Genomic DNA, 23,683 nt, shown 5'->3' with positions numbered 1-23,683 from the left:
GCCCAGGTTCAGTGTGATCGTGCCCGCCCACCGTGTGGAGGCGTACCTCGGCGCCTGCCTGGACTCGGTGCTCGGCCAGTCGTTCGGCGACCTGGAGGTGATCGCGGTGGACGACCGCTCGCCGGACGGCTGCGGGGAGCTGATCGACGCGTACGCGGCGCGCGACGGGCGGGTGGTGCCGGTCCATCTGGCGGAGAACGGGGGGCTCGGCCGGGCGCGCAACGCCGGGCTGGCGCGGGCCACCGGGGAGTACGTGCTCTTCCTCGACGGGGACGACACGCTCACCCCGGACGCGCTGCACACCCTCTCGGACCGGATCAAGGAGACCGACAGCCCCGAGATCCTCGTCTTCGACTACGCCCGCACCTACCTGTCGGGCGAGGTCCTGCGCAACCAGCTCGCCGCCGAGCTGCACGAGGGCGACCCGCAGGTCTTCACCCTCGCCGAACGCCCCGGCCTGCTGCGGCTGCTGATGGTGGTGTGGAACAAGGCGTACCGCCGCGACTTCGTCGAGCGGACCGGCCTCACCTTCCCGCCGGGCTACTACGAGGACACCCCCTGGACCTTCCCCGCCCTGATGAGCGCCGGGACGATCGCGGTGCTCGACCGGGTCTGCGTCCACTACCGGCAGCGGCGGCAGGGCTCGATCCTCGGCACCGTCAGCCACCGGCACTTCGACGTCTTCGACCAGTACGACCGGGTCTTCGCCTTCCTCGACGCCCACCCGGAGCTGGAGCGGTGGCGGCCGGTCGTCTTCCGCCGCATGGTCGACCACTTCACCGCCGTCTACACCAAGCCGGGCCGGCTGCCCGCCGGCGAACGGGCCGCCTTCCTGCACCGGGCCCGCGACCAGTACCGCCTGCACCGGACGCCGCTGCCGCCGCTGGGCCCCCGCGACCGGCTGCGGCACGCCCTGGTGCGGCACGGCAGCCACCGGGCGTTCGGCGCGCTGCGGCTGGCCGCCCGCGCCTCGGGCCGGGCCCGCCGCACCGCCCGCTCCCTCAAGGCCCGCGCCCGGAGGTCCGGCCTACGGGCCCACTACGCGCTCCAGCGCCGCCTCCCCCTGCGCGAGCGGGACGCCCTCTTCGGCGCGGCCGACGGACACGGCTACACCCATCACCCGGCCGCCCTGGAACGCGCCGCCCGCGACCTCGTCACCGGCCTGCGCACCTTCTGGATCACCCGGCCCGAGCACCGGCACACCGCGCCGACCGCCACCCGCCGGGTGACCCCGGGCAGCGCGGCCTACTTCACCGCGCTGGCCCGCGCCCGCTACCTGGTCACCGACGGCGAGCCGGAGCCCGGCCACGTCAAGCGGCGCGGCCAGTGCGTCGTGCAGACCGGCCGGGGTACGCCGCTCAAACGGGTCGGCGCCGAGGTGCTGGACCGCCCGGCCGCCGGGACCACCGACGTGCGCCGGGTGGTGGCCACCGCCGACCAGTGGGACTACGCCCTCTCCGGCAACCGCCACACCACCCTCACCTGGGAACGGGCCTACCCCGCCGCGTACACCGTGCTGGAGTACGGCCAGCCGCGCGCCGACGCCTTCCACTCCCCCGACCCGGCCGCACGCGACCGCCTCCGGGAGACGCTGGGCCTCGCCCCGGACGTCACCGCCCTGCTCTACGCCCCGACCTACCGCGACCACCGCACCGGCCCGCACCACCCGCCGGACCTCGACCGGATGCTGCACCGGCTCGGCCCGCGCTTCGCCGTCCTGGCCCGGGCACACCCCCGCTGCGGGGCGCCCCTGCTGCCGCCCGGAACGGCGCCCTCCACCCGCCTGATCGACGTCTCCGCCCACCCGTCGGTCGAGCGCCTCTGCCTCGCCTCCGACGCGCTGATCACCGACTACTCGTCCCTGATGGTGGAGTACGCGGTGCTGGACCGCCCGATCGTGCTGTACGCCGACGACTGGGCCGCCTTCGAGGCGGCGCGGGGACTCTCGGTCGACCTGCGCGGCTGCGCGCCGGGGCCGGTCGCCTGCGACGAGGACGACCTGACCGCGATCTTCGCCTCCGGCACCTGGTCCGGGCCCGGGTCCGCCGCCCGCCGGGCCGCCTTCCGCACGCGCTTCTGCCCGTGGGACGACGGCCGGGCGGCGGAGCGGGTCGTACGCCGGGTCTTCCTCGGCGAGGAGCCGCCCGACCTCTAGCGGTCGAGGAGGCGGAAGAGGGCCTCCCACCGTTCGAGGACGTGGGCCTCGGAGAAGCGCTGGACGTTGACGCGGGCCTTGTCGCCCATGGTGTCGCGCAGCTCCTGGTCGCCGGTGAGCCGCAGCAGCCGGTCGGCGAGGGAGTCGAGGTCGCCGGGCGGGGCCAGCAGGCCGTCCTCGCCGTCCCGGACGATCTCGCGGACCCCGGGCGCGCAGTCGAAGGCGGCGCAGGGCACGCCGGAGGCCATCGCCTCCATGAGGGCGAGCGGGAACCCCTCGCCGCGCGAGGACTGCACGAAGACCGATCCCTCGGCGAGCGCCGCCGGCACGTCGTCGGTGCGCCCCCTCCACTCCACCGAGGAGTCGAGCCCGAGGCTGGTGCACTGGTTCTTCAGCGCCGTCTCGTCCTCCCCGGCCCCGTAGATCCGCAGCCGCCAGTCGGGCCGGTGCGGGGCGACCAGGGCCCAGGTGTCGAGGAGCATGTCGACGCCCTTCTGGTCGGCGAGCCGCCCGATGCTGACGACATTGCGCCCGGTGCGCGGGGACGGCGTCGCGGGGAGGTGGGCGAGGGCGTTGGGCATGGCGCCGACGTTCTGCATCCCGTCGAGCGTGATCCAGTCGTCGGCGTCCTCCTGGGTGAGCACCAGCCACCGGTCGACGTGCGGGTAGTTCTCCTTGACCCAGCGGTGGCGGTGGCAGGCGCGGGTGTACGCGTACGACTCGTGGCTCATGCCGATCAGCCGGACCCGGGAGGTGTCGGCCTGGCGCAGCCACTCCATCGGCCAGACCTGGGTGACGACGGCGACGGCGCCGGGGGCGGCCTGGGCGAGGATGCCGGAGAGGCGGGCGACGGCGGCCTGTTTGGCGGCGAGGCGGCGCCGCTCGTACAGCCGGGCGGCGGGGCTGAGACGGCGGCGGCCGACGAGGGGGCGGGCGGTCGGCGGGTGGCTCGGGTAGAGCGCGGTGACCGGGTAGTCCGGCGGCCCGGGGAGGGTCAGTTTCAGTTCGGCCTCGTGGATGCCGATGACGTGCACCGGGTGGCCCTGGCGGCGGAAGAGGCGGGCCATCTGGTGGGTCCAGGCGGTGACGCCGCCGAGTTCGTCCACGGTGTTGCCGATGAGGTAGATCTCCCGGGGCCCGGCCTCGGCGGCGGGCGCGGCGGGGGTCTCCTGGGTGGCGGGCGCGGTCATGTGCCGCTCCTCTCTGCGGGGCGCCGCCGGGAGGCGGGGCAGGGCTTCGGGCGGCGCCGGGGGGTGTGGGCGGCGAAGAGGGTGTCGACCACGGCCGCCGCCGCGCCGCCGGTGTCATAGGCGCCGAACTCCTCGGCGAACCGGGCGCGGGCGGCCTTCCAGTGCGGGTCGGCCTCGTCGAGGTGGGCGAGGACCTCGTGGAGTGCGTCCTGGGTGTCCACGACCGGCCCGCCCGCGCGTTCGCGCAGGTCGAAGTAGCTGCCCCGGTCGGCGGTGTAGGCGTCGAGGTCCGGGGCGAAGTGGATGAGGGGCCGGTCGAGGAGGGCGTAGTCGAACATGATGGACGAGTAGTCGGTGACCAGGACGTCGGCGAGGGCGAGCAGTTCGCTGACGTCGTGGTGGCCGGAGACGTCGTGGACGGTGCCGGGCGCGGTGGCGGGCAGGGCGGCGCGCTCCATGTAGTGGCTGCGCACCAGCAGGACGTGGGTGGAGCCGAACTCCTCGGCGAACCGGCGGACGTCCAGCGGCAGTTCGGCGTCCTTGTGGCCGGGCCCGCCGCGGAAGGTCGGCGCGTAGAGGACCACCGTGCGGTCGTCCGGAATGCCGAGGGCTTCGGCGAGCGGCGGGCGGGGCGCGTGCTGTTCGCGGGCGGCGACGAGGCGGTCGTTGCGCGGGTAGCCGGTGGGCAGCAGCTTGTCCGGGTCGAGGCGGTAGGCGCGGCCGAGGGTGTCGGCGTCGTGCGGGGCGCGGATCAGGAAGTGGTCGAAGCGGTCGACGGCCCGCTGGAGCCGGCGCCGCTGCGGGTCGTTCTGCGTCTTGACCCGCGCCTCGTCGAACCCCATCCGCTTGTAGGCGCTGCCGTGCCAGGTCTGGAGGTACGTGGTGTGCCGGGGCTTGTCCAGGGCGTGCGGGAAGCCCTGGTTGTCGACCCAGTACTGGGCCCGGGCCAGCGCCACCAGGTAGGGCCAGGACCAGCGGCGCACCAGGCGGGCGTCGGCGGGGAACCCGTCGGGCTTCTCGGCGTACGACCAGACGGGGCGCAGCGCCAGGCCGCGGGCCATCGCCTCCTCGTGGATCGCGCGGGGGCTGTCGCCGTACTGCTTGCCCATGTGGGCCTCGTAGACGACCTGGCCCTTGCGGACCGGCAGGCGCAACAGCAGGGTGCGGTAGACGCGGGCCTTGACGGCCTGTCCGGCGAGGCGTTTGCGGCGGGCGGCGACGGCGGCCAGGCGGCGGCGCAGGGCGCGGGCGGGCCGGAAGTGGGTGGCGTAGTGGAGGAGTTTCTCGGCGAGCCGGGCGGGCCTGCGGCGGGCCAGCAGGCAGACGGCGAGGCGGTGGTGGGCGGTGACGTAGGGCTGCCAGGTGTCGCCGGTGAGGCGGCCGAGGCGGGGGCGGGCGCGCAGCGCGCCGGCGGGTTTGACCGTCTCGGGTTCGGCGAAGAGCGGGGTGGTCAGCGTCTCGCCGCCGGCGGTGACCCGCAGGGCGGGGTCCCAGACGCGGTCGCCGACGCCGCGCGCCCCGAGCAGCCGGGTGAGGTCGGCGCAGGCCCGCCAGACCAGGGCGTCCTTGGCGTACCGGATGTCGTCCACCGGCAGCGTGAGGGTGCGTGCCGGCTGGTCGCGGCAGGTCAGGACGAGGGTGGCGGTGACCTCGGGCCGGCCGGGCAGGGCGTGGGCGGGCAGCACGATGCGGCCGACCAGGAGGAGGCGGCCCTGGGAGCGGGTGGCGCGGGTGACCGTGTTGAGCAGGTCGAGGCGGGCGAACGGGCGGTACTGGAGGCCGAGTTCGGTGACGTCGAGCGGGTCGGCGCCGGGGGCGGCCTCGGTGCTGGGGGCGGCCTCGGTGCCGGGCCGCCAGTGGACGCGTCCCGCGTGCGCGACAACCGGGGAGACGACGGTGCCGGGGTTGGCCAGCGCGTAGGCGGCGTCCCGGGCGCCGTCGGCGTCGCCGTCGGCGAGCAGCCTCAGGCAGGCGCGGGCGACCGGGTCGAGCGGGGCGAGGGCGTCGGCGCCGAGGTGCCCGGCGAGCAGGGGCGCGACCTGGGCGGCGGTGCGGGCGCGCTCCTCGCGGTCCATGGAGAGCAGGGCGGCGGCGCAGGGCAGCACGTGGTCGGTGAGGAGGGCGCGTTCGCGGGCGGCGGCCAGCCCGGGGTGGCCGTGCCGGGCGAGGAGCCGGGCGGCGCGGGCGGCGGCGGTGATGCGGGCGGGGGCGTCGGCGGCCGGGTCGGGGGCGGCGCGGTGGGTGGTGATCGTGTTGGGGATCAGGGTGACGGTGCGGGCGGCGAGGGCGGCGCGGACGCCGAAGAGGAGGTCGCCGACGGGGGGCGCCTCCTCGTGGCGGACGGCGGGCCGGGCCTCGGGGTCGAGCAGGGAGCGGCGGACGCAGAAGCCGGTGACGAGGGAGTCGTGGACGACGAGGCCGGGGGCGTCGGTCAGGCTGCCGACCGTCCGGGTGCGGGTGTGCAGCGGGCGCTGCCAGGCGGGTTCGGCCTGTTCGGCGCCGCGCGGCAGCTTCTCGCCGGGGGCGGGCAGCCGGGTCCAGGTACCGGCGACGAGGTCGGCTCCGGTGTCGAGGGCGGCGGCGAGGAGGTTGCGCCCGGCGTCCTTCTGGAGGCGTTCGCCGGGGCCGAGGAAGGTGACCCAGGTGCCCCGGGCGTGGTCGGCGCCGGTGTCGCGCGGGTCGGCGCCCCGGGCGGCGGTGACGTGCCGGACCCGCCCGGGGTGGCGTGCGGCGAGGTCGGCGCAGGCCCGGGTGGTGGCGCTGTCGCGTCCGGGGTCGACGAGGACGGCCTCGCTGTGCCGCAGGGTCTGCTCCAGGACCGAGGCGGCACAGGCTCGCAGCGCCTCGGGCCCGGCGTCGGCGGGGACGACGACGCTGAGGTCGGGGGCGTCGGCGGGATGCGGTTCTGTGGTCATGCGGGCTCCCCGGTGAACGCGGCGGTGGGGGTGGCGGATCGGCCGGCCGGGGGGTGCGGGGTGGCGGCCAGCAGTGCGTCGGCGACGCGGGCGGCGGCGGTGCCGTCGTCCAGGTCGCAGAACCGGGCACGGAAGGCGTCGTACGCCTCGCGGTGGCCGGCGGTGGCGGCCTTCGGGTCGCGCAGCGCCTCGACGACCTCCTCGGCGTCGGTGAGGAGCGGTCCGGGGGCGCTGGACTCGAAGTCGAAGTAGAAGCCGCGCAGGGTGTCGCGGTAGTGGTCGAGGTCCCAGGTGTGGAAGAGCATGGGGCGCCCGGTCTGGGCGAAGTCGAACATCAGCGAGGAGTAGTCGGTGACCAGGACGTCGCTGACGAGGAGGAGTTCGGCGACGTCCGGGTACCGGCTGACGTCGCGGACGTTGTCGCCGCCGGGGACCGAGCCGCCGACCAGGTAGTGGCGGCGGACCAGCAGGATGTGGCTGTCGCCGAGTTCGGCGGCGGCCCGGGCCGGGTCGAGGGGGAGGTCGAGGGCGTACCGGCCGCCGCGCTTGGGGCGGTCCTCGCGCCAGGTCGGGGCGTAGAGGACGACGGTGCGGTCCTCGGGGATGGCGAGGCGGCGGCGGACCCGGGCGGCGCGCTCGGCACGGCCGTGGGCGTCCAGCAGGTCGTTGCGGGGGTAGCCGGACTCCAGGACGGGCCCGGTGTAGCCGAAGGCGTGGCGCAGGATCGGCGTGGAGAACCGGTTCGGCGAGACCAGCAGTGACCACTGGGCGCTGCGGTGCGGCAGCGCGGCGATGTAGTGCGGGTCGGCGGCGGGCGACCCGGCCAGGTCGCGGCCGATCCGCTTGAGCGGGGTGCCGTGCCAGGTCTGCACGACGTACTGGCCCTCGGCGCGCTCGAACCACTCGGGGAGCTGGGTGTTGGTGACGATGTGCCGGGAGCGGGCCAGCGCCTCGTACCACTCGGCGCTCCACAGGGCGACGGGGGTGAGCCCCGGCGGCAGGTCGACCTGCTGGTCGCGGACGGTCCACAGGTGGGTGAGGGAGGTGTCGCGGGCGGCCAGTTCCTCGTGGACGGCGCGCGGCGAGTCGGAGTACTGGCGCCCGTCGAAGCTGCTGTAGAGCACGGCGTCACGCAGCGGCCCGCGCGCCCGCTGCGTGGTGTACGCGGCCCGCAGCGCCTTCTGCTGGGTGCGGCCCCGGTCGGCGGCGGGCAGGGAGGAGCCGGAGTGGAGCTGGAGCCGGTCGTAGTGGCGGCGTTCGACGAGGAACTCGCGGCCGCCGAGGTGGCGGGCGAGCGGCAGCCCGGTGTGCAGGACGGGCGCGATGTGCACCGGGGTGTAGAGCGCGGGGTCGGCCTCGCCGGGGCGACGCAGGAACATCGTCCAGTTCCCCTCGGCGAGCGGCAGGGTGCCGCCGGGCCCGTGGACGGCCTCGGGGGTGAGGGAGGCGGTGAAGCGCGGTCCGTCGCGGTGGGCGTCGAGGACGGTCTCCTCGCCGTGGGTGCCGTGGACGAGGACGAGTTCGCGCCGCCTGTCGTCGGCGGCGGGGAAGCTCCCGGCGAGGGTGAGGGGGCCGCGCGGGGGCCAGGTCAGCTCGGTGACGATGGGCCGCACGGGCTGGTCGCGCAGTTCCAGGTTGCCGGCGGAGTTGGCGCCGACGAGCAGTTCGCGGCCCTCGCCGAGCGGGTAGCGGCCGGACTCGATCTCGGGGTGGACGGCGACGGGGCTGGTGGTGCCATCGGCGCGGAACAGCGAGACGCCCCAGGGCTGCGGGCGGCGGACGGGGGCGTCGGGGCCGAGGGGTTCGGCCCCCTCGGCGAGGGCGGCCAGCGGCAGTTCGGCGGTGAAGGTCTTCCCGTCGAGGCCGATCGGCAGGTCGAGGGTCTCCTTGGTGTACCAGTTGGTGGCGCGCAGCCCGGCCCACGCCTCCGCGCCGGTGGGCGGGGTGGCGGCGAGGTGGCCTTCGAGGTGGAGGGTGCCGTCCTCGTCGTGGTGGGCGGCGAGGCGGGAGGGCACGTTCTCGGCGCGCAGCCGCAGCCGCCCGGCGCTGAGGGTGGCCCCGACCCGGCGGAACTCCCCCAGGTAGTGCACGGGCAGCCCGTCGAGTCCGGCCATCCGGACCGGCCCGGTGCGCGGCAGCAGCCCGCCGACGGCGGCCATCTCCAGCTTCCAGGTGGTGCTGGGGCGGCCGGTGGAGAGCCGGGCCGGGTCGACGACGGTGGTGAACCCGGCCCGGTCGTAGCGGTGCAGGGCCTGCCGGGAGCTGTAGGTGGCCTCCCGGGAGCGGACCGGGCGGACCTTCAGCGGGACGACGCGGTGGCGTCCGGCCCGCAGCCACAGGGCCTTGCCGCGGGCCTGGAGGCGGCCGGGTGGCAGGTTGCGGACGTAGGCGTAGCCGGTGAGGTGGAGCTTGCCGTCCTCCCAGTGGGCGCGGGTGACGCGGGCGATGAGCGGCAGGTCGCGGGGGCGCAGCCGGGTCGCGGGGGCGGGCAGCGGGGCGCGGGTGACCGGGTAGGCGGCGCGGCGGCGGGCCAGGCCCCGGACCTGGAAGGCGTCCGGGTTGGCGCGGACGAAGGCCATCAGGTCGAGGAGTTCGGGCAGGCGGCGACGGCGGATGAGGGCCCACTTGGCGCGCAGGTGGAGAGGGAGGGCGGCGAGGGCGGCCGGGTCGGCGTGGTCGGCGAAGGCGTTGGCGTGGTCGAGGAAGGCCTGGTGGTAGGCGTCGTCGCCGTCGGGCAGCGCCTCCATGAACATCCAGAGGTCGCCGGCGAGGACGGACTGGTCGTAGCGGCGCTTGGCCTCGGCCCAGTCGGCCTCGAAGGGGGTGCCGGCGGCTTCGGCGAGGCGGCGGCCGAGGAAGGTGCTGGCGGTGGTGACGGCGGCGGTGCGGTCGTGGACGGCGCGGGGCAGGGCGCGCTTGTTGCTGATGGAGCCGTGCCGGTCGCGCCAGAGGTACACGGTGTCGCTGAGGACGTCGACGCTGCCGGCGAGGAAGTGGGCGGGGACGATGACGGGGATGTCCTCGAAGAGCACCCCTTCGGGGAAGGCGAGGGCGTGCTTGTCCCAGAAGTCCTTGCGGAACACCTTGTTGCAGGCGATCCGGTCGCCGAGCAGGTCCCAGTCGCGCAGGACGTGGGTGGTGAGCCGGGTGGTGGACATGGCCCGCCGGAACATCGGCGACTGCTCGGTGGTGCCGTCGGTCTTGAGCCGGTGGACGTTGCCGGTGACGAAGTCGGAGCCGCTGCGCTCCAGGGTGTCCAGCATCAGCGCGTAGGCGTCCTCGGGGATGACGTCGTCGCTGTCGACGAAGGCGAGGTACGCGCCGGTGGCGTGCCGGACGCCGGTGTTGCGGGCGGCGCCGAGGCCCGCGTTCTCCTGCTGGACCAGGCGGAACCGGGAGTCCCGGGCGGCGTGGGCCTGGGCGATCCGTGCGCTGGAGTCCGTCGAACCGTCGTCGACCATGACGACCTCCAGGTCCCGCATCGTCTGCCGGCCCAGTGAGGCGAGGCAGGCGTCGAGGTACTCCTCGACGTTGTAGACGGGGACGACGACGGTGAGTCGGGGTGTCATGCGCGGCGCACGATCCTTCCGGAGACTGGGGTGACGGGGGGAAGGCGTCCCGCCGGGGCCCGGTGGGGGTGCCCGGCAGCTCCGGTGCGAGGCACCCCTCAAGGGTTAACAACCCGGCACCCCGGCACAGGTCACTTGCGCAGGTCCGTTCGGGTGACGGGCGCCGGGGCGGCCAGGTGGCCGGGCGGGGCGGGGCGCGTCAGGGCTTGACCGCGATGCGGCCCTCGTCCATGCGGAGCAGGAGCAGCCGCTCGCCGGTGGCCTCCAGGAACTCGTCGACGGCCCGGCGCGAGCCCTGCCAGTAGCCGTAGTCGTCGATGAGCAGGACGCCGCCGGAGACCAGCCGGGGGTAGAGGTGTTCCAGCTCGTGCCGGGTGGAGGCGTACCAGTCGGTGTCCAGGCGCAGGACGGAGATCTGCTCGGGCGCCTCGGCGGGGACGGTCTTCTCGACCAGGCCCTGCACGTAGTGGAGCCGCTCCTTGGGGTAGGGCACCTGGTCGAAGCCGGCCTGTACGTCGTCGAGGGAGGCGACGGCCCAGATGGGGCGGTCCTTGCCCTGGGCGGCGAGGAGTTCCCCGGCGGAGCGGCCGTCGCGGCGCAGGTCCTCCTCGGTGGGCGGCGGCATGCCCTCGAAGGTGTCGAAGAGGTAGAGGTCGCGGTCGGCGGCGTCCAGGCTCAGCAGCGTCCGGGCGGCGGCCTGCATCGAACCGCCGCGCCAGACCCCGCACTCCACGACGGCGCCGGGGATCTGGTGGCGCACCACGTACCGGGTGGCGAGGATGAAGGCGTTGAGCCGCTCCGGGGAGGTCATGGTCCACGGCTTGACGGCGCGGACGGTCTCCTTGGCCTCCTCGTCGTAGTCCTCGGGGAGGTGGAACTTCTTCGGCCGGGGCTTCGGCGCCGGCTCGGGGGCGGGGACCGGTGCGACGCGGGGAGCCGGGACGGCGGCGCGGGTGAGGTGGTATCCGGTGAGCTGCTTGAGGACGGAGTTCACCGTGTTCTTCCATGCCATGCCACCTGACAGTACGCACGCCTTGTCCCAGATGTCACGTCTCGTCAACTGAGGGTTGATAAGTGGCTTACGCACCCGCGCGGCCGGGGGCGCCCTGGCGTGTCCGGTCCGGGTCCGGCTCGGTGGCGGGCGCGGGCACCGGCGCGCTCGGGGCGGGCCGGCCGCAGTGCTCGCGGCCGGGGAGCGGCGCGGGCAGCGGGACGGAGTCGACGCCGCCGACGCGGTTGGCCCACCAGAGGGTGGTGGCGCGGACCAGGGCCATGGTCAGGCGGGGGTGGTTGCGGGGCTTCTGGAAGACGCCGACGGAGTCGCCCCAGTAGGCGTGTTTGGCGTCGATGGCGCGGTAGGCGTGCCGGATGCCCTCGGCGGGCGGGAAGTCGGTGTACGCCTCGCGCAGGTCGAGCCGGCAGTAGGCGGCCAGCGCGCGGAAGCCGTCGGGGTAGTACCGCCAGCAGTCCTGGGCGTCGTGGGCGTGGCCGCGCGAGGGGGCGGTGACGAAGGCGAGGCCGCCCGGCTTGAGGACGCGGGTGATCTCCAGCATCGACGCCCAGAAGAACGGGATGTGCTCGAAGGCCTGCCCGGAGAGGACCACGTCGGCGCTGGAGGACTTGACGGGCACCCGGTAGGGGGCGGTCATCACGCGGTCGACGTTGGCGCCGGGGCGCACGTCGACGCCGGTGTAGGCGACGTCGTACCCCTCCAGCAGGGTGCGGTGGGTCAGCTTCTGGCCGTCGGAGACGCGGGAGCCGAGGTCGACGACGTGGACGCGGCGGCCGGTGGGGAGGTAGGCGGCGACGCAGAGCTGCATCTGCTCGTAGGCCGATCGGTGCATGCGCGACTCCTCATGAAGGTCCCCCGCTCCTGTGTGGGAGGAACAACGCCCGAACCCGCCGCAGGTCACCTCCGCCGGTCACCCAGCGCGGCGGACGCGCCGCCCACCAGCGCCGGGCCGGCTCCTCCAGCCCGTGGTAGAGCGCCCCGGCCAGCGCGGTCGCCACCACCGCCGTCCCGATCATGGTGAAGAGCGCCACCCCGCCGGCCGGCTGGTGCCCCCAGCGGTCGGTGATGGCGTAGTTGAGCGTCTGGTGCAGCAGGTAGAAGGCGTATGACCAGAGGCCGAGCCGGACCATCACCGGTGAGGCCAGCCACCCCTCGCCCCGCGTCCCGCCGCCGGTGGCCCGCACCACGCAGGCGACCACCAGCCCCACCGCGAGCACCGCCACCACCGGCCGCACCGTCGCCTCCAGCACCACGGCTCCCTCCCCCGCCCACTCCGCGCGCCGGGTGTACGCCACCGTGTACGCGGCCAGCGCCACCACCACAGGCCAGGCCCGCAGCGCCGGACGCAGCCCCCGGCGCAGGGCCAGGGCCACGGCCAGCCCGAGCCCGAACTCCGGGAGCCGGGCCAGCGGGTGGCGCATCACCCACTCGGCGGCCGCCCCGGAGAGGTGGGTCAGCAGCCAGAGGTTGACGGCGGCCATGACGGCGAGCGAACCGGCGGAGACGGCGAGGAGGGTGCGGGTCCGCAGGGCCAGCGCCCCCCGGACGAGCAGCGGGAAGAGGGCGTAGAAGAAGAGTTCGACGCTGAGGGTCCAGGCGACGCTGTTGCCCGGCAGGGTCGGGGTCACCCCGGGGAACCAGGTCTGCACGAGCAGGACCGAGGCCAGCACCGAGAAGGCGTCGGTGGCCCGGCCGCCCCACCAGAAGAGCAGCACCAGGGCGAGCAGGCTGGCGGCGAGGTGGGCGGGCCAGATCCGCCCGGCGCGCCGCCAGTAGAAGAGCCGGGCGGAGGTGCCCGGCCGATACCCCCAGGCCAGCAGGAACCCGGAGAGCACGAAGAAGAACCCGACCCCGTGCACCCCCATCGTGGTGTACGGGAAGAAGGCCGGGACCCGGGCCACCCCGCTCCCCGGTCCGCCGAGCCCGGTGAAGTGGTGGGCGAAGACGGCGAGCGCGGCGAGGAAGCGCAGCCCGGTCAGCGCGTCCACCCGGCCGCCGGGGGCGAGCGCGTCCGGCGGACTGCCCGGCGGGGCGGGGGCGGGGGACGCGGAGGCGGGGGCGAGGGCAGACATCGCGACCGAAGGTAGTTTCATCATCACGCCGTGTCGATCATTCGCCGCGTGGCTCCGGCGGATAGGCCCCGGCTGGCGGCATCGGGGGGCCGGTCGGGGATACGGTCGGGGCACACGGCCGCCCGGGGCCGCCCCGCGCACCCCGGTACGACGGGCGGCCCGGGACACGACGAAACAGGTGACCATGACCTGGCTGATCACTGGCGGCGCCGGATACATCGGTGCGCACGTAGTCCGCGCCCTGGACGAGGCCGGCGAGAGCGCCGTGGTCCTCGACGACCTCTCCACCGGTGTCGAAGGCCGCCTCCCCGCCTCCGCCACCCTGGTGCAGGGCACCACCCTGGACCGGCCGCTGCTCGACAAGGTCTTCGCCGACCACGCCATCACCGGCGTCATCCACACCGCCGCGAAGAAGCAGGTGGGCGAGTCGGTCTCGGTGCCGCTGCGCTACTACCACGACAACATCGAGGGCCTGCGCGTCCTGCTGGCCGCCACCGTCGCCGCGGGCGTCGACTCCTTCGTCCTCTCCTCCTCGGCCGCCGTCTACGGCATGCCCGACGTCGACCTCGTCACCGAGTCCACGCCCTGCGCGCCGATGAACCCCTACGGCGAGACCAAGCTGGCCGGCGAGTGGCTGGTCCGCGCCACCGGCCGCGCCCACGGCCTGCGCACCGCCTGCCTGCGGTACTTCAACGTGGCCGGCGCCGCCGTTCCCGAACTCGCCGACACCGGGGTCTTCAACATCGTCCCGATGGTCTTCGAGCGGCTCACCGACGGCGTGCCCCCACAGATCTTCGGCGACGACTACCCGACCGAGGACGGCACCTGCGTCCGCGACTACATCCACGTGGTCGACCTCGCCGAGGCCCACGCCGCCGCCGCCCGCGCGCTGACCGCCGCCACCCCCGGCGAGGACCTGACCGTCAACATCGGCAGCGGCCGGGGCGTCTCGGTCCGCGAGCTGATCGACCTGATCAACGACGTCACCGGCAAGCACATCGACCCGGTCGTCCTCCCCCGCCGCCCCGGCGACCCGGCCCGCGTCGTCGCCTCCACCGCCCGCGCCGCCGAGGCCCTGGACTGGCGGGCCCGGCTGACGCCGCGCGACATGGTGACCTCCGCGTGGGAGGGCTGGCCCGGGCGGTAGGCCCGGGACCTGCGGCACCTGCCCCTACGGCCACCGGCCCGCCCCCGCCGAAGCGGGAGCGGGCCGGTGGTCTGTCCGGGGCCGGGTCAGGCGCGGCTGCGGAGCAGGGTGCGCATGGTGCGCATGGCGACCGAGAGGTTGGCCAGGTCGAAGGCGTCGGAGTTCTGGATCTCCTCCAGGGTGGCCCGGGCGCGGGTCAGGATCGCGGCGTTCTGCCGCTCCCACGCCTCGAACCGCTCCTTCGGGCTGGCGTCGGCGCCGCCCGCGTCCAGCACGTCGGCGGTGAGCGCCGCGTGGGCCGCGTACAGGTCCTCGCGGATGGAGGCGCGGGCCATGGACTGCCAGCGGTCGGCGCGCGGCAGCTCGATGATGCGGTCCATGAGCTGGGTGATCCGCAGCCGGTCGCCGAGGTCGTAGAAGACCTCGGCCACGGCGATCGGGTCCTTGTCGGTGCGGTCGGCGATGGCCACCAGGTCGAGGGTGGGGAAGGCCGAGGAGAACCCGGCGACCCGCCCGGCCAGTTCCTCGGGGACCCCGGCCTCGACCAGTTCCTCGAGGATCGACTCGTACCACTCCAGGTCGGAGCCGCGCAGCAGCGTGGGGAGCTGGGCCCAGATCTCGCCGACCCGCTTCTGGAAGAAGTCGATGGTGTCGGCGAGGGCCAGCGGCTGCGGCCGGTTGTTGAGCAGCCAGCGGGTGCCGCGCTCCACCAGGCGCCGCGAGTGGAGCCGGATGCGGGTCTGGACGTCGGCCGGCACCTGGTTGTCGAGCGCCTCGACGGCGTCCCAGACGGCGCTCAGGCCGAAGATCTCGCGGGCGGCGAGCTGGGCCCGGACGATCTCCTCCAGGGAGGCCCCGGTCTCCTCGCGCAGCCGGTGCAGGAAGGTCGCGCCACCGGTGTTGACGGTGTCGTTGACCAGCATCGTCGTGATGATCTCGCGGCGCAGCGCGTGCGCGACGATCTGCTCGGGGAACTTCTCGACCAGCGCCTTCGGGAAGTAGGCGTGGAGCAGCCGCATCAGGTACGGGTCGTCGGGGAGCCGGGTGGAGATCAGCTCCTCGGCGGCGGTGATCTTGGTGTAGGCGAGCAGCACGGCCAGTTCGGGCTGGGTGAGGCCGCGGCTGTTGTTGAGCAGCTCGCGGATCTGCCGGTCGCCGGGGAGGAACTCCAGGGCCCGGTCGAGGGCGCCCTCACGGGTCAGCCGGCGCATGAAGCGCTGCTGGGCGTGGAGGAGCGAGGGGGCCTGGGCGGTGGAGTTCGCCAGGGCGGTGTTCTGCGCGTAGTTGTTGCGCAGCACCATCGTGCCGACCTCGTCGGTCATCTCGGCGAGCAGCGTGTTGCGCTGCTTGACCGTCATGTCCCCGTCGTTGACGACCGCGTTGAGCAGGATCTTGATGTTCACCTCGTGGTCGGAGGTGTCCACGCCGGCGCTGTTGTCGATGGCGTCGGTGTTGATCCTGCCGCCGTCGCGGGCGAACTCGATGCGGCCGAGCTGGGTGGCGCCCAGGTTGCCGCCCTCGCCGACGACCTTGACCCGCAGGTCGGCGCCGTTGACGCGGATGGCGTCGTTGGCCTTGTCGCCGACGGCCGCGTCGGACTCGGCGGAGGACTTGACGTAGGTGCCGATGCCGCCGTTCCACAGCAGGTCGACCGGGGCGGTGAGGATGGCCCGCATGAGGTCGGCCGGGGTCATCTTGGTGGTCCCGGCGGGCAGGCCGAGGGCCTCGCGGATGTGGGCGTTGACCGTGACCGACTTGGCGCTGCGCGGGAAGACGCCGCCGCCCGCCGAGATCAGGTCGGTGTTGTAGTCGGCCCAGGAGGAGCGGGGCAGTTCGAAGAGGCGGCGCCGCTCGGCGTAGGAGGTGGCGGCGTCCGGGTTCGGGTCGATGAAGATGTGGCGGTGGTCGAAGGCGGCGACCAGGCGGATGTGCTCGCTGAGCAGCATGCCGTTGCCGAAGACGTCGCCGGACATGTCGCCGACGCCGACGACGGTGAAGTCCTCGGTCTGGGTGTCGTGGCCCAGCTCGCGGAAGTGCCGCTTGACCGACTCCCAGGCGCCCCGGGCGGTGATGCCCATGCCCTTGTGGTCGTAGCCGGCCGAGCCGCCGGAGGCGAAGGCGTCGCCGAGCCAGAAGTCGTAGTCGGCGGCGACCTGGTTGGCGGTGTCGGAGAAGGTGGCGGTGCCCTTGTCGGCGGCGACGACGAGGTAGGTGTCGTCCTCGTCGTGGCGGACCACGTCGGCCGGGGGCACGACCTCGCCCGCGACCATGTTGTCGGTGATGTCGAGCAGCGCCGAGATGAAGGTCTTGTACGCGGCGATGCCCTCGGCCAGCCACGCGTCGCGGTCCTTGGCCGGGTCGGGCAGCTGCTTGGCGACGAAGCCGCCCTTGGCGCCCACCGGCACGATCACGGTGTTCTTGACCATCTGCGCCTTGACCAGGCCGAGGATCTCGGTGCGGAAGTCCTCACGCCGGTCGGACCAGCGCAGACCACCGCGGGCGACCTTGCCGAACCGCAGGTGGACGCCCTCGACGCGCGGCGAGTACACCCAGATCTCGAAGGCCGGGCGGGGCGCGGGCAGGTCGGGGATGGCCTGCGGGTCGAACTTCATCGAGACGTAGCCGTGCGGCTCGCCGCTCTCGGTGTGCTGGAAGAAGTTGGTGCGCAGGGTCGCCTTGATGACGGTGAGGAAGGAGCGCAGGATGCGGTCCTCGTCGAGCGAGGCGACCTGGTCGAGGGCGCCGTCCAGCTCTTCCAGGATGCCGTCGGTCAGTTCGAGCCCCGCGGCCTGCCGCTCGGGTGCCATCCGCGCCTCGAAGAGGGAGATGAGCAGCCGGGTGGTGTGGACGTTGTTGCGGAGGGTGTCCTCCATGTAGTCCTGGCTGAAGGTCGATCCGGCCTGCCGCAGGTACTTGGCGTAGGCGCGCAGCACCATCGCCTCGCGCCAGGTCAGCCCGGCGCCGAGGACCAGGGCGTTGAAGCCGTCGTTCTCTGCGGCGCCGGTCCAGGTGGCGGCGAACGCCTCCTGGAACCGCTCGCGGCCGTCGTCGCCGAGGAAGTCGTTGGCGTGGCTGAGGCCGGGGACGCGCAGCCCGAAGTCGTAGATCCAGGCGGTGGAACGGTCGGCGCGACGCAGCTCGTAGGGGCGCTCGTCGACGACCTCGACGCCCAGGCGCTGCAGGACGGGGAGGACGGCGCTGAGCGAGACGGGCTCGCCGGTGCGGTAGATCTTGAAGCGGCGCTCGTCGGGGGCGGCGCCGACCGGCTCGTAGAGGCTGAGGGCGAAGTCCCGCTCGCCCTCGCCGCGCAGCCGCTCCAGGTGGACGAGGTCGGCGACGGCGGCGCGCGGGGAGTGGTCGGCCTTGTACCCCTCGGGGAAGGCGCCCTGGTAGCGGCGGAGGAGTTCGGCGGCGCGCTCCTCGCCGCACTCGGCGTTGAGTGCCTCGCCGAAGCCGTCGGCCCAGGAGCGGGCGGCCTCGACCAGGCGGGCCTCGATGCGGTCGTGGTCGGCGTCGGTCAGCTCGGGCAGCTGGGTGCCGGAGGGGACGCGCACCACGAAGTGCAGGCGGGAGAGGATCGACTCGGTGTTCCAGGCGGTGAAGTCGACGTTGGTGCCGCCGAGTTCCTCCTTGAGGATGTCGATGATCCGCAGCCGCACGCCGGTGGTGTAGCGGTCGCGCGGCAGGTAGACGAGGGCCGAGTAGTAGCGGCCGTACTCGTCCTTGCGGAGGTAGAGCCTGAGCCGGCGGCGTTCCTGGAGGTAGAGGACGCTGGTGGCGATCGGCAGGAGTTCCTCGGCGGAGATCTGGAACATCTCGTCGCGCGGGTAGGTCTCCAGGATCTGGAGGAGGTCGCGCCCGTCGTGGCTGTTGGGCGAGAACCCGGCGGCCTTGAGGATGTCGGCGACCTTGCGGCGGATGACCGGGACCCGGCGGACCGACTCGGTGTACGCGGCGGAGGAGAAGAGGCCGAGGAAGCGGCGTTCACCGACGACGTTGCCCTCGGCGTCGAACTTCTTGACGCCGATGTAGTCCAGGTAGCTCGGCCGGTGCACGGTGGCGCGGCTGTTGGCCTTGGTGAGGATGAGCAGCCGGTGCTCGCGGGCCTTGGCGCGGGCGTCGGCGGGGAGCCGCTCGAAGGACGGGCTGACCGGGTGGCGGTCCTCGTCCTGGTGCGGGTCGGCGCGGAGGATGCCGAGGCCGGTGCCGGGGACGGCGGCCAGCGAGTCGTCGTCCATCAGGCGGTACTCGCGGTAGCCGAGGAAGGTGAAGTGGTCCGCGGCGAGCCAGCGCATCAGCTCGCGGGCCTCCTCAACATCCTCCTCGCCGAGGTCGTCGAGCGGCTCGGCGGGCAGGTCCTCGGCGATGTGCAGCGCGGCGCCGCGCATCTTCTCCCAGTCCTCGACGGCCTCGCGGACGTCGGAGAGGACGCGGAGCAGGTCGGCGGTGATCTGCTTGAGGTCGCTCTTGTCGGTCTCGCGGTCGATCTCGACGTGGATCCACGACTCGGTGACCGCGTCGAGCGGCCGCTCGGCGGCGCCGCCCGGCAGCACCTCGACGAGCTTGCCGGCGATGTCGCGGCGGACCACGACCTGCGGGTGGATGACGACGTGGATGCCGCGGTTCTGCCGGGAGAGCTCGTTGGTGACCGAGTCGACGAGGAAGGGCATGTCGTCGGTGACGACCTCGACCACGGAGTGGCTGCTGGTCCAGCCGTTCTCCTCGACGGTCGGGGTGTGCACCCGGACGTTGGCGGTGCCCTGCGGGCGGTTTTCGGCCAGCCGGTAGTGGGAGTAGGCGGCGCCGAACATGTCGACCGGGTCGCGGTCGGCCATGTCCTCGGCGGCCGTGTGCAGGTAGTAGCGCTGGAGGAAGGCGTGCACGGAGTCCTGATCCGGCGCGCCCTCGCCCGTCGCCCCGACGGGGAGGCGTCCCCCTGCCGGGCTGTTCTCAGCGACCTCGGCCGCCCTTTCGAGCAGCTCGGCCTTGGCTTCGTCCAGCTTGGTCTGCATGGTCCTCTGGCTCCTGTCACGCGCCGTTGCGAGACGTTGATGAAACGTGTGGGACGTAACGCCGCGACGCGGGGTCTCCGGTCGGATTCGACGTTATGCCGGGAAGCGGGACGAGCGGGGTGTTATCGGCCATTGTGGGCGGCCCGCTCTCCCGGAGGGGACCAGCACAGCGGGCCCGGGACGGCACAGAAGCCGCACACCGGGCACCGTCCGGGGGCGCCACTGCCCCCGTCGCGTATCGCGCTGATCACGAGGCCAGGCTATCTCGCATCCGGGGGCGGACGTCATGAGCCGCTTTCGTACAAAACCACTGGGGGAACTTGGCCGGTCCGCCCAGCCGGAGCCGGGGCGCGAGAGGGTAGAGGGACACACGAGCCACCCGGGGCACCCGGGACGCACGGGGGTGGCACCCGGGCGGAGCCGCGGGGCGACGCCCCTGCCGCGCGGAACGCGCTCCCGGGGCTGGAACCGGCCCTCCCGGCACCGGCCCGGGAACCTCAGAGGGGTGGGGCACTTTTCAGCCACCGCGGGAGGTCGCGAGGCCGGGTTCCGAGGGCCTGCGAGGGCGTTCCGGCGGCGTTCCGCCGGGCCGGGTGTAACGCAACTCACCCTCGACCGGGGGTGCGGGAGCCCCGGCCGCCACCGGCCCGGCCCCCTTCCGTCACCCCTGTTCGAACGCCCCGTGCGCCACCTCGACGGCCTCCGCGAGCGTGTCGACGACCACGGCCCCGGTCGCCTCCAGCCGCCCCCGGCTGTGCGTCCCGCCGGTGTACAGCACCGCCCGGGCACCCACGGCGTGCGCGGCCACGGCGTCGTCGGCGGCGTCCCCGATCACCACGGTGGACTCCGCCCGTACGGCGTCCAGCGCCCCGAGGTGGCGCACCATGTGCTCGGCCTTGGAACCGCCGGCGGTGCCGGTGCGCCCCTCGACCCGCAGGAAGTGCCGGTCGATGCCGAGTCCCTGGACCAGCGGGACCAGCTCCTCGTGCCCGTACATGCTCAGGATCGACTGGCTGTGGCCCGCCTGCTGCCACCCGGTGAGCAGCTTCTCGGCGCCCTCGGCGAGGCCGCACCGGGTGCTGTGCTCCCCGTAGTACCGGTGGAAGACGCCGTCCATCACCTCCCACTCGGCGCCGGTGGGCGCCCGCCCCATCATCCGCTCGTAGAAGCGCGGGATGGGCACGCAGTACAGCTCCCGGTACTGCTCCAGGGTGATCGGCGCGACCCCGAACTCGGCGAACGCCGCGTTGGTGGCGCCGACGACCGCCTCCGTGTCGTGGAAGAGCGTGCCGTTCCAGTCCCAGACGATGTGCGGCGTGATGGTGGGCATGGTTCGAAGGTAACGGGGTCGGCAACGGCCCGGCCAGCAGGTTTCCGGGCCGCCGGAGCGGGGCCGGAGGCCGTCAGCCGGCGATGAGGTGCTCGATCTCCTGGGTCGCGAACCAGAGCAGCTCGTGGTCGTCGGCGCCGTCCACCACGAACTGGGCGTCCGCGTCGCCGCCGTCGGCCGCCGCCAGCGCCTCGGCCGCCTTGGCGACGTCCACCGCCGCGTCGTCCGCGTCGACGTGGACGGCGGCCGCCTTGGCCAGCGGCACGGCCGCTTCCAGCCGCACCTCGCCGAGGGCGTCCGGGTCGAGCGCCCGGTCGGGGTCGGCGTGGACGGCGCCGTCGGCGATGTCCACCGCGACGACGACCCGCTTGCGGACCGCCCCGGGGTCGGCGGCGAGCAGCCGCAGCGAACCGTGGGCGGCCCGCGTCAGCGCCGCGTACTCCAGCTCCTCGATGTCGTCGGAGACGTACCACTCGCGCAGGCCGGGCGTGACGGCGTAGGCGGTGAGCGGCCCGGGCCCCAGTTCGCCCGCCCGGTGCGCCTGGGCGAGAGCCGGCAGGGTCAGGGGGACGTAGACACGCATGAGGGGCCGTTTCCGTGGTCGGGTCTGGACGGGCCCAGGATACGTGTCCGGGGTCCCCCTTCGGAGGCGGGCGGCGCCGCGTGAACCGTCAACCCGGCGTCGCTCCCTCACCCCCGCAAGCCTTGCGGCGGCAGTGCTCTGCCCCCTGCTTCTCCTCCTGATAGGTGAATTTCCCGGGCTCCTCGGCCGGGCTCTGCCCGGCTTGGCCCGGGGGCGGCCCGGACCTCAGGCTGCGGCGAGCGGTTACCGCCCGGTAGACCGCGTCACCCCGCACACCAGGAGGCGCCATGCACCGGCCCCCGTCCGGCCCCGGCCGGACCACCGCCCGCCGCTCCCCCACCCGTTCCGCGACCACCCGCCGCCCGGCGACCACCCGTCCCGCGACCGCGCGCCGCGACGGCCGCCGCCCCGGCCACGGCACCGTCCGCCGCCCGCGCGAGGCAGTCCCCCGCTACTGGTTCGCCGACCGGCTCCTCGCCGTCCTCACCGGCCGCCGCCCCGTCCACTCCATGCTGAGCCACACGGTCGGCGAGGCGTACGAACAACTGGTCCGGCTGGCCCCGGCGGACGAGCCGTTCCTGCCCCCCGGCCGCGAACCGGCCGTCCGCCACTGCGACGAGTACGCGCCCCGGGACGGGGTCGTCGAGGCGTTCGCCAGGATCAGCAGCGGCGAGCGCGTGCACGCCCTCGCCTTCCGCCTGGAGCGCGGCCCCGACCTGCGCTGGCGGTGCGCCGCCGTCGAGGCGGACGGCCGGCACCGGGAGCGGGCCGAGCCCTGAGGTCAGCCCCGCACGTGGGCCTGCCCCACCTCACGGGCGATCCGCGCGAACTCCCGCTTGCGCGGCGCGTCCTTGGCCCGCAGCCAGGTGAGGGCCCACTCGATGGGGGGCGCGTCCCGGAAGGGCACGTAGACGAGGTCGGGCCGGCTGTAGAACTGCTGGGCCTGGGCGCCGACGATGATGGCGCCGGCACCGGCCCCGGCCAGTTGCAACGCCTCCTGGAAGGTCTGCACGCGCGGCCCGCCGACGATCGCCGCCCCCTCCGGCGTGTGCCCGGGGTGGCGGTCGGTGAGCCACTCGTCGGCGCCTGAACGGGCCGGCCGCAGCAGCGTGATCCCGGCCAGGTCCTCCAGCGACACCGTGGTCCGGTCGGCCAGCCGGTGCCCGGCGGGGACCCCGAGCATCCGGGGTTCGGAGAAGAGGACGGGCCCCACCACGATGTCGGGCGCGGTGACCGGCAGGCTCATCGCCAGCACGTCGACGTGCCCCTCGCGCAGGCTCGCGAGGGACTCGGAGACCTGCACCTCGCGCGTGAGAACCGCGAAGCCCTTTCCCTCCTCCGCGCATTTGCGCGCGGCCCGGTGGATCACCTGGCCGGCGAGGGCACCGATGAATCCGGCCCGCAGCGAATTCCGCGCCCCGCTCGCCGCCTCGGCGGCCCGTTCCATTCCGCGGGCGATCTGCTCATAACCGCTCTGGAGATCCTCGCGGAGTTGGCTGCCGATCTCGGTGAGTTCGACGGTGCGGCTGCTGCGCACGAAGAGGGGCGCGCCGACGCGCCCTTCGAGCTTCTTGAGAAGCTGGCTGACGCGGCCGGTCGTGACGTGCAGCCGCTCGGCGGTACGTCCGAAGTGCAGTTCTTCGGCGAGGGTGAGGAAGGCTTCCAACTCCAGCCGTTCCAGCATGCGTTCTCCCAGTCGAGCAGGTATCCCCCCGCCGCCCCTAAACGAGCGTTTAGCAATCCTAACTTGTTCACACCAACCCCACCCGGCAGGATGTACGAGGCAGGGGCCCACCGGCGACGACGCCCCGCGCCCTTTCCTCATTCACCACCGCATTTCCCCGCACCACACCCCATAAGGCCAATTCCTCATGCGCACACGGAAATCCCCCGGAGCCGAACCCGTCACGGAGAAGCACCCCACCCCCTCCACGACCGACGGCAACGGCCACCTGGCCCCCGGTCCGTAGAGCGCACGGCCTCCCCTCGGAAGTCCGGCCAGCCGCAGACGGCGCCTTCCCGCCGCGCCACCCGGCACACCCGCCTTCCGCTCGCACCACCACCCCACGCGATCCAGCCACGCCCCCGAGCCCGGCTCCGACGCCTCACGCGACCGGCGTCGGAGCAGCGGCGGCGCAGGAGACCACCACCGGCCTGCGAAGCCGGCAGCAGGCGTGCGGGGCCCGATACGGGGGTTCGGGCCCCGCACTCGTGCTGCCGGCTCGGGGGGGCGCGATCACCGGGCCGGAGTTCCGGAGTCTGCGTGAGCGGCCCTGCCCCGCGGTCGCGGTCGCGGTCGCGGTCGCGGTCGCGGTCGTGCGGAAACGCCCACTTACGGGGCGAATTCCCCGCCCGCGTAAGCCAGTCGAGTAGTTCCCGGCCCAGGATTCCCCACACCGGGCACGGCTCCGTAAGCCGGCACCCCAGAGCCGACCACCACTGCTGAAGCCCAGGCAGAACCCGGCCGTACCAACCCGCCCGCCCAACCCACGCGGCACCGGGCGTCTCCTCCTGGCCACACCCGAAGAACACGCCTCACCCAAGCGCCGCCGCCCCCGACCGGCCCACCGCCGGGGCAGGGGCTCGGCCGGCGCCAACCTGCCCTGCCCTGCCCCCCCCCACTCCTGTCTCTTATACACATCTGACGCTGCCGACGACTCCTTACGTGTTGATCTCGGTGGTCGCCGTATCATTAAAA

13 protein-coding genes are annotated in these 23,683 nt (G+C 74.0%); 3 read left to right on the top strand and 10 right to left on the bottom strand.

Going from position 1 to position 23,683, the window contains the following annotated elements; genetic code table 11:
• Positions 1-13: 13 nt before the first annotated feature.
• A complete protein-coding gene (locus IF45_RS0121815; protein ID WP_051720720.1) occupies positions 14-2,155 on the top strand; it encodes a bifunctional glycosyltransferase/CDP-glycerol:glycerophosphate glycerophosphotransferase in 2,142 nt (713 codons plus the stop codon).
• Here the strand turns inward: IF45_RS0121815 and IF45_RS0121810 are convergent.
• From IF45_RS0121810 to IF45_RS0121785, 6 genes are all read right to left on the bottom strand, one after another.
• Complete coding sequence (locus IF45_RS0121810; RefSeq protein WP_008407583.1) at positions 2,152-3,345, bottom strand: glycosyltransferase; 1,194 nt, start codon at positions 3,343-3,345, stop codon at positions 2,152-2,154. The two genes, IF45_RS0121815 and IF45_RS0121810, sit on opposite strands and share 4 nt — an antisense overlap.
• Positions 3,342-6,260, bottom strand: coding sequence for a bifunctional glycosyltransferase/CDP-glycerol:glycerophosphate glycerophosphotransferase (locus IF45_RS0121805; protein WP_030309050.1), 2,919 nt, complete (start codon positions 6,258-6,260; stop codon positions 3,342-3,344). The genes IF45_RS0121810 and IF45_RS0121805 overlap by 4 nt, the downstream gene beginning before the upstream one ends.
• On the bottom strand, positions 6,257-9,829 hold the full coding sequence (locus tag IF45_RS0121800; protein ID WP_030309048.1) for a bifunctional glycosyltransferase/CDP-glycerol:glycerophosphate glycerophosphotransferase: 3,573 nt from the start codon (positions 9,827-9,829) through the stop codon (positions 6,257-6,259). Before IF45_RS0121800 ends, IF45_RS0121805 begins: the two co-directional genes overlap by 4 nt.
• A gap of 199 nt (positions 9,830-10,028) precedes the next feature.
• Positions 10,029-10,841 (bottom strand): TylF/MycF/NovP-related O-methyltransferase, encoded by an 813-nt coding sequence (locus IF45_RS0121795; protein WP_026048319.1) that lies wholly within the window; start codon positions 10,839-10,841, stop codon positions 10,029-10,031.
• Between the two features lie 67 nt (positions 10,842-10,908).
• Entirely contained in the window at positions 10,909-11,673 is a 765-nt protein-coding gene (locus IF45_RS0121790; RefSeq protein ID WP_030309047.1) for a methyltransferase domain-containing protein, read from the bottom strand.
• A gap of 10 nt (positions 11,674-11,683) precedes the next feature.
• Entirely contained in the window at positions 11,684-12,913 is a 1,230-nt protein-coding gene (locus IF45_RS0121785) for an acyltransferase family protein (protein WP_030309045.1), read from the bottom strand.
• Between the two features lie 184 nt (positions 12,914-13,097).
• Here IF45_RS0121785 and galE point away from each other — a divergent pair, with 184 nt between their 5' ends.
• On the top strand, positions 13,098-14,060 hold the full coding sequence (gene galE / locus IF45_RS0121780) for a UDP-glucose 4-epimerase GalE (RefSeq protein WP_015507204.1): 963 nt from the start codon (positions 13,098-13,100) through the stop codon (positions 14,058-14,060).
• Between the two features lie 86 nt (positions 14,061-14,146).
• Here galE and IF45_RS0121775 read toward each other — a convergent pair whose 3' ends face one another.
• The 3 genes from IF45_RS0121775 to IF45_RS0121765 form a co-directional block, all read right to left on the bottom strand.
• Positions 14,147-19,072 carry an NAD-glutamate dehydrogenase gene (locus tag IF45_RS0121775; RefSeq protein WP_030309041.1) on the bottom strand — a complete coding sequence of 1,642 codons (4,926 nt, stop codon included), beginning with the start codon at positions 19,070-19,072 and terminating at the stop codon, positions 14,147-14,149.
• Between the two features lie 661 nt (positions 19,073-19,733).
• Positions 19,734-20,402, bottom strand: a complete 669-nt coding sequence (locus tag IF45_RS0121770; RefSeq protein WP_010642834.1) for an HAD family hydrolase — start codon at positions 20,400-20,402, stop codon at positions 19,734-19,736.
• A gap of 73 nt (positions 20,403-20,475) precedes the next feature.
• The gene (locus IF45_RS0121765; RefSeq protein WP_003950468.1) at positions 20,476-20,985 is read right to left on the bottom strand and encodes a DUF6912 family protein; all 510 of its coding nucleotides are present in this window, start codon (positions 20,983-20,985) and stop codon (positions 20,476-20,478) included.
• A gap of 287 nt (positions 20,986-21,272) precedes the next feature.
• Between IF45_RS0121765 and IF45_RS0121760 the strand changes: the two genes are divergently transcribed.
• Positions 21,273-21,764 carry an Rv3235 family protein gene (locus tag IF45_RS0121760; RefSeq protein WP_008409146.1) on the top strand — a complete coding sequence of 164 codons (492 nt, stop codon included), beginning with the start codon at positions 21,273-21,275 and terminating at the stop codon, positions 21,762-21,764.
• Between the two features lie 2 nt (positions 21,765-21,766).
• Here IF45_RS0121760 and IF45_RS0121755 read toward each other — a convergent pair whose 3' ends face one another.
• Positions 21,767-22,669 (bottom strand): LysR family transcriptional regulator, encoded by a 903-nt coding sequence (locus tag IF45_RS0121755; RefSeq protein ID WP_018895938.1) that lies wholly within the window; start codon positions 22,667-22,669, stop codon positions 21,767-21,769.
• Positions 22,670-23,683: the final 1,014 nt, after the last annotated feature.

It is taken from the genome of Streptomyces albidoflavus (assembly GCF_000719955.1).
Lineage (GTDB): Bacteria > Actinomycetota > Actinomycetes > Streptomycetales > Streptomycetaceae > Streptomyces > Streptomyces albidoflavus.
Note: the sequence above shows the minus strand (reverse complement) of the source record. Positions and strands in the feature narration are given on the sequence as shown.

Bases quoted from the DNA above. Each gene is read 5' to 3' on its own strand.
- IF45_RS0121810 (WP_008407583.1), bottom strand. From the start codon at position 3,345: ATGACCGCGCCCGCCACCCAGGAGACCCCCGCCGCGCCCGCCGCCGAG.
- IF45_RS0121805 (WP_030309050.1), bottom strand. From the start codon at position 6,260: ATGACCACAGAACCGCATCCCGCCGACGCCCCCGACCTCAGCGTCGTC.
- IF45_RS0121800 (WP_030309048.1), bottom strand. From the start codon at position 9,829: ATGACACCCCGACTCACCGTCGTCGTCCCCGTCTACAACGTCGAGGAG.
- IF45_RS0121795 (WP_026048319.1), bottom strand. From the start codon at position 10,841: ATGGCATGGAAGAACACGGTGAACTCCGTCCTCAAGCAGCTCACCGGA.
- IF45_RS0121790 (WP_030309047.1), bottom strand. From the start codon at position 11,673: ATGCACCGATCGGCCTACGAGCAGATGCAGCTCTGCGTCGCCGCCTAC.
- IF45_RS0121785 (WP_030309045.1), bottom strand. From the start codon at position 12,913: ATGTCTGCCCTCGCCCCCGCCTCCGCGTCCCCCGCCCCCGCCCCGCCG.
- galE (WP_015507204.1), top strand. From the start codon at position 13,098: ATGACCTGGCTGATCACTGGCGGCGCCGGATACATCGGTGCGCACGTA.
- IF45_RS0121775 (WP_030309041.1), bottom strand. From the start codon at position 19,072: ATGCAGACCAAGCTGGACGAAGCCAAGGCCGAGCTGCTCGAAAGGGCG.
- IF45_RS0121770 (WP_010642834.1), bottom strand. From the start codon at position 20,402: ATGCCCACCATCACGCCGCACATCGTCTGGGACTGGAACGGCACGCTC.
- IF45_RS0121765 (WP_003950468.1), bottom strand. From the start codon at position 20,985: ATGCGTGTCTACGTCCCCCTGACCCTGCCGGCTCTCGCCCAGGCGCAC.
- IF45_RS0121760 (WP_008409146.1), top strand. From the start codon at position 21,273: ATGCACCGGCCCCCGTCCGGCCCCGGCCGGACCACCGCCCGCCGCTCC.
- IF45_RS0121755 (WP_018895938.1), bottom strand. From the start codon at position 22,669: ATGCTGGAACGGCTGGAGTTGGAAGCCTTCCTCACCCTCGCCGAAGAA.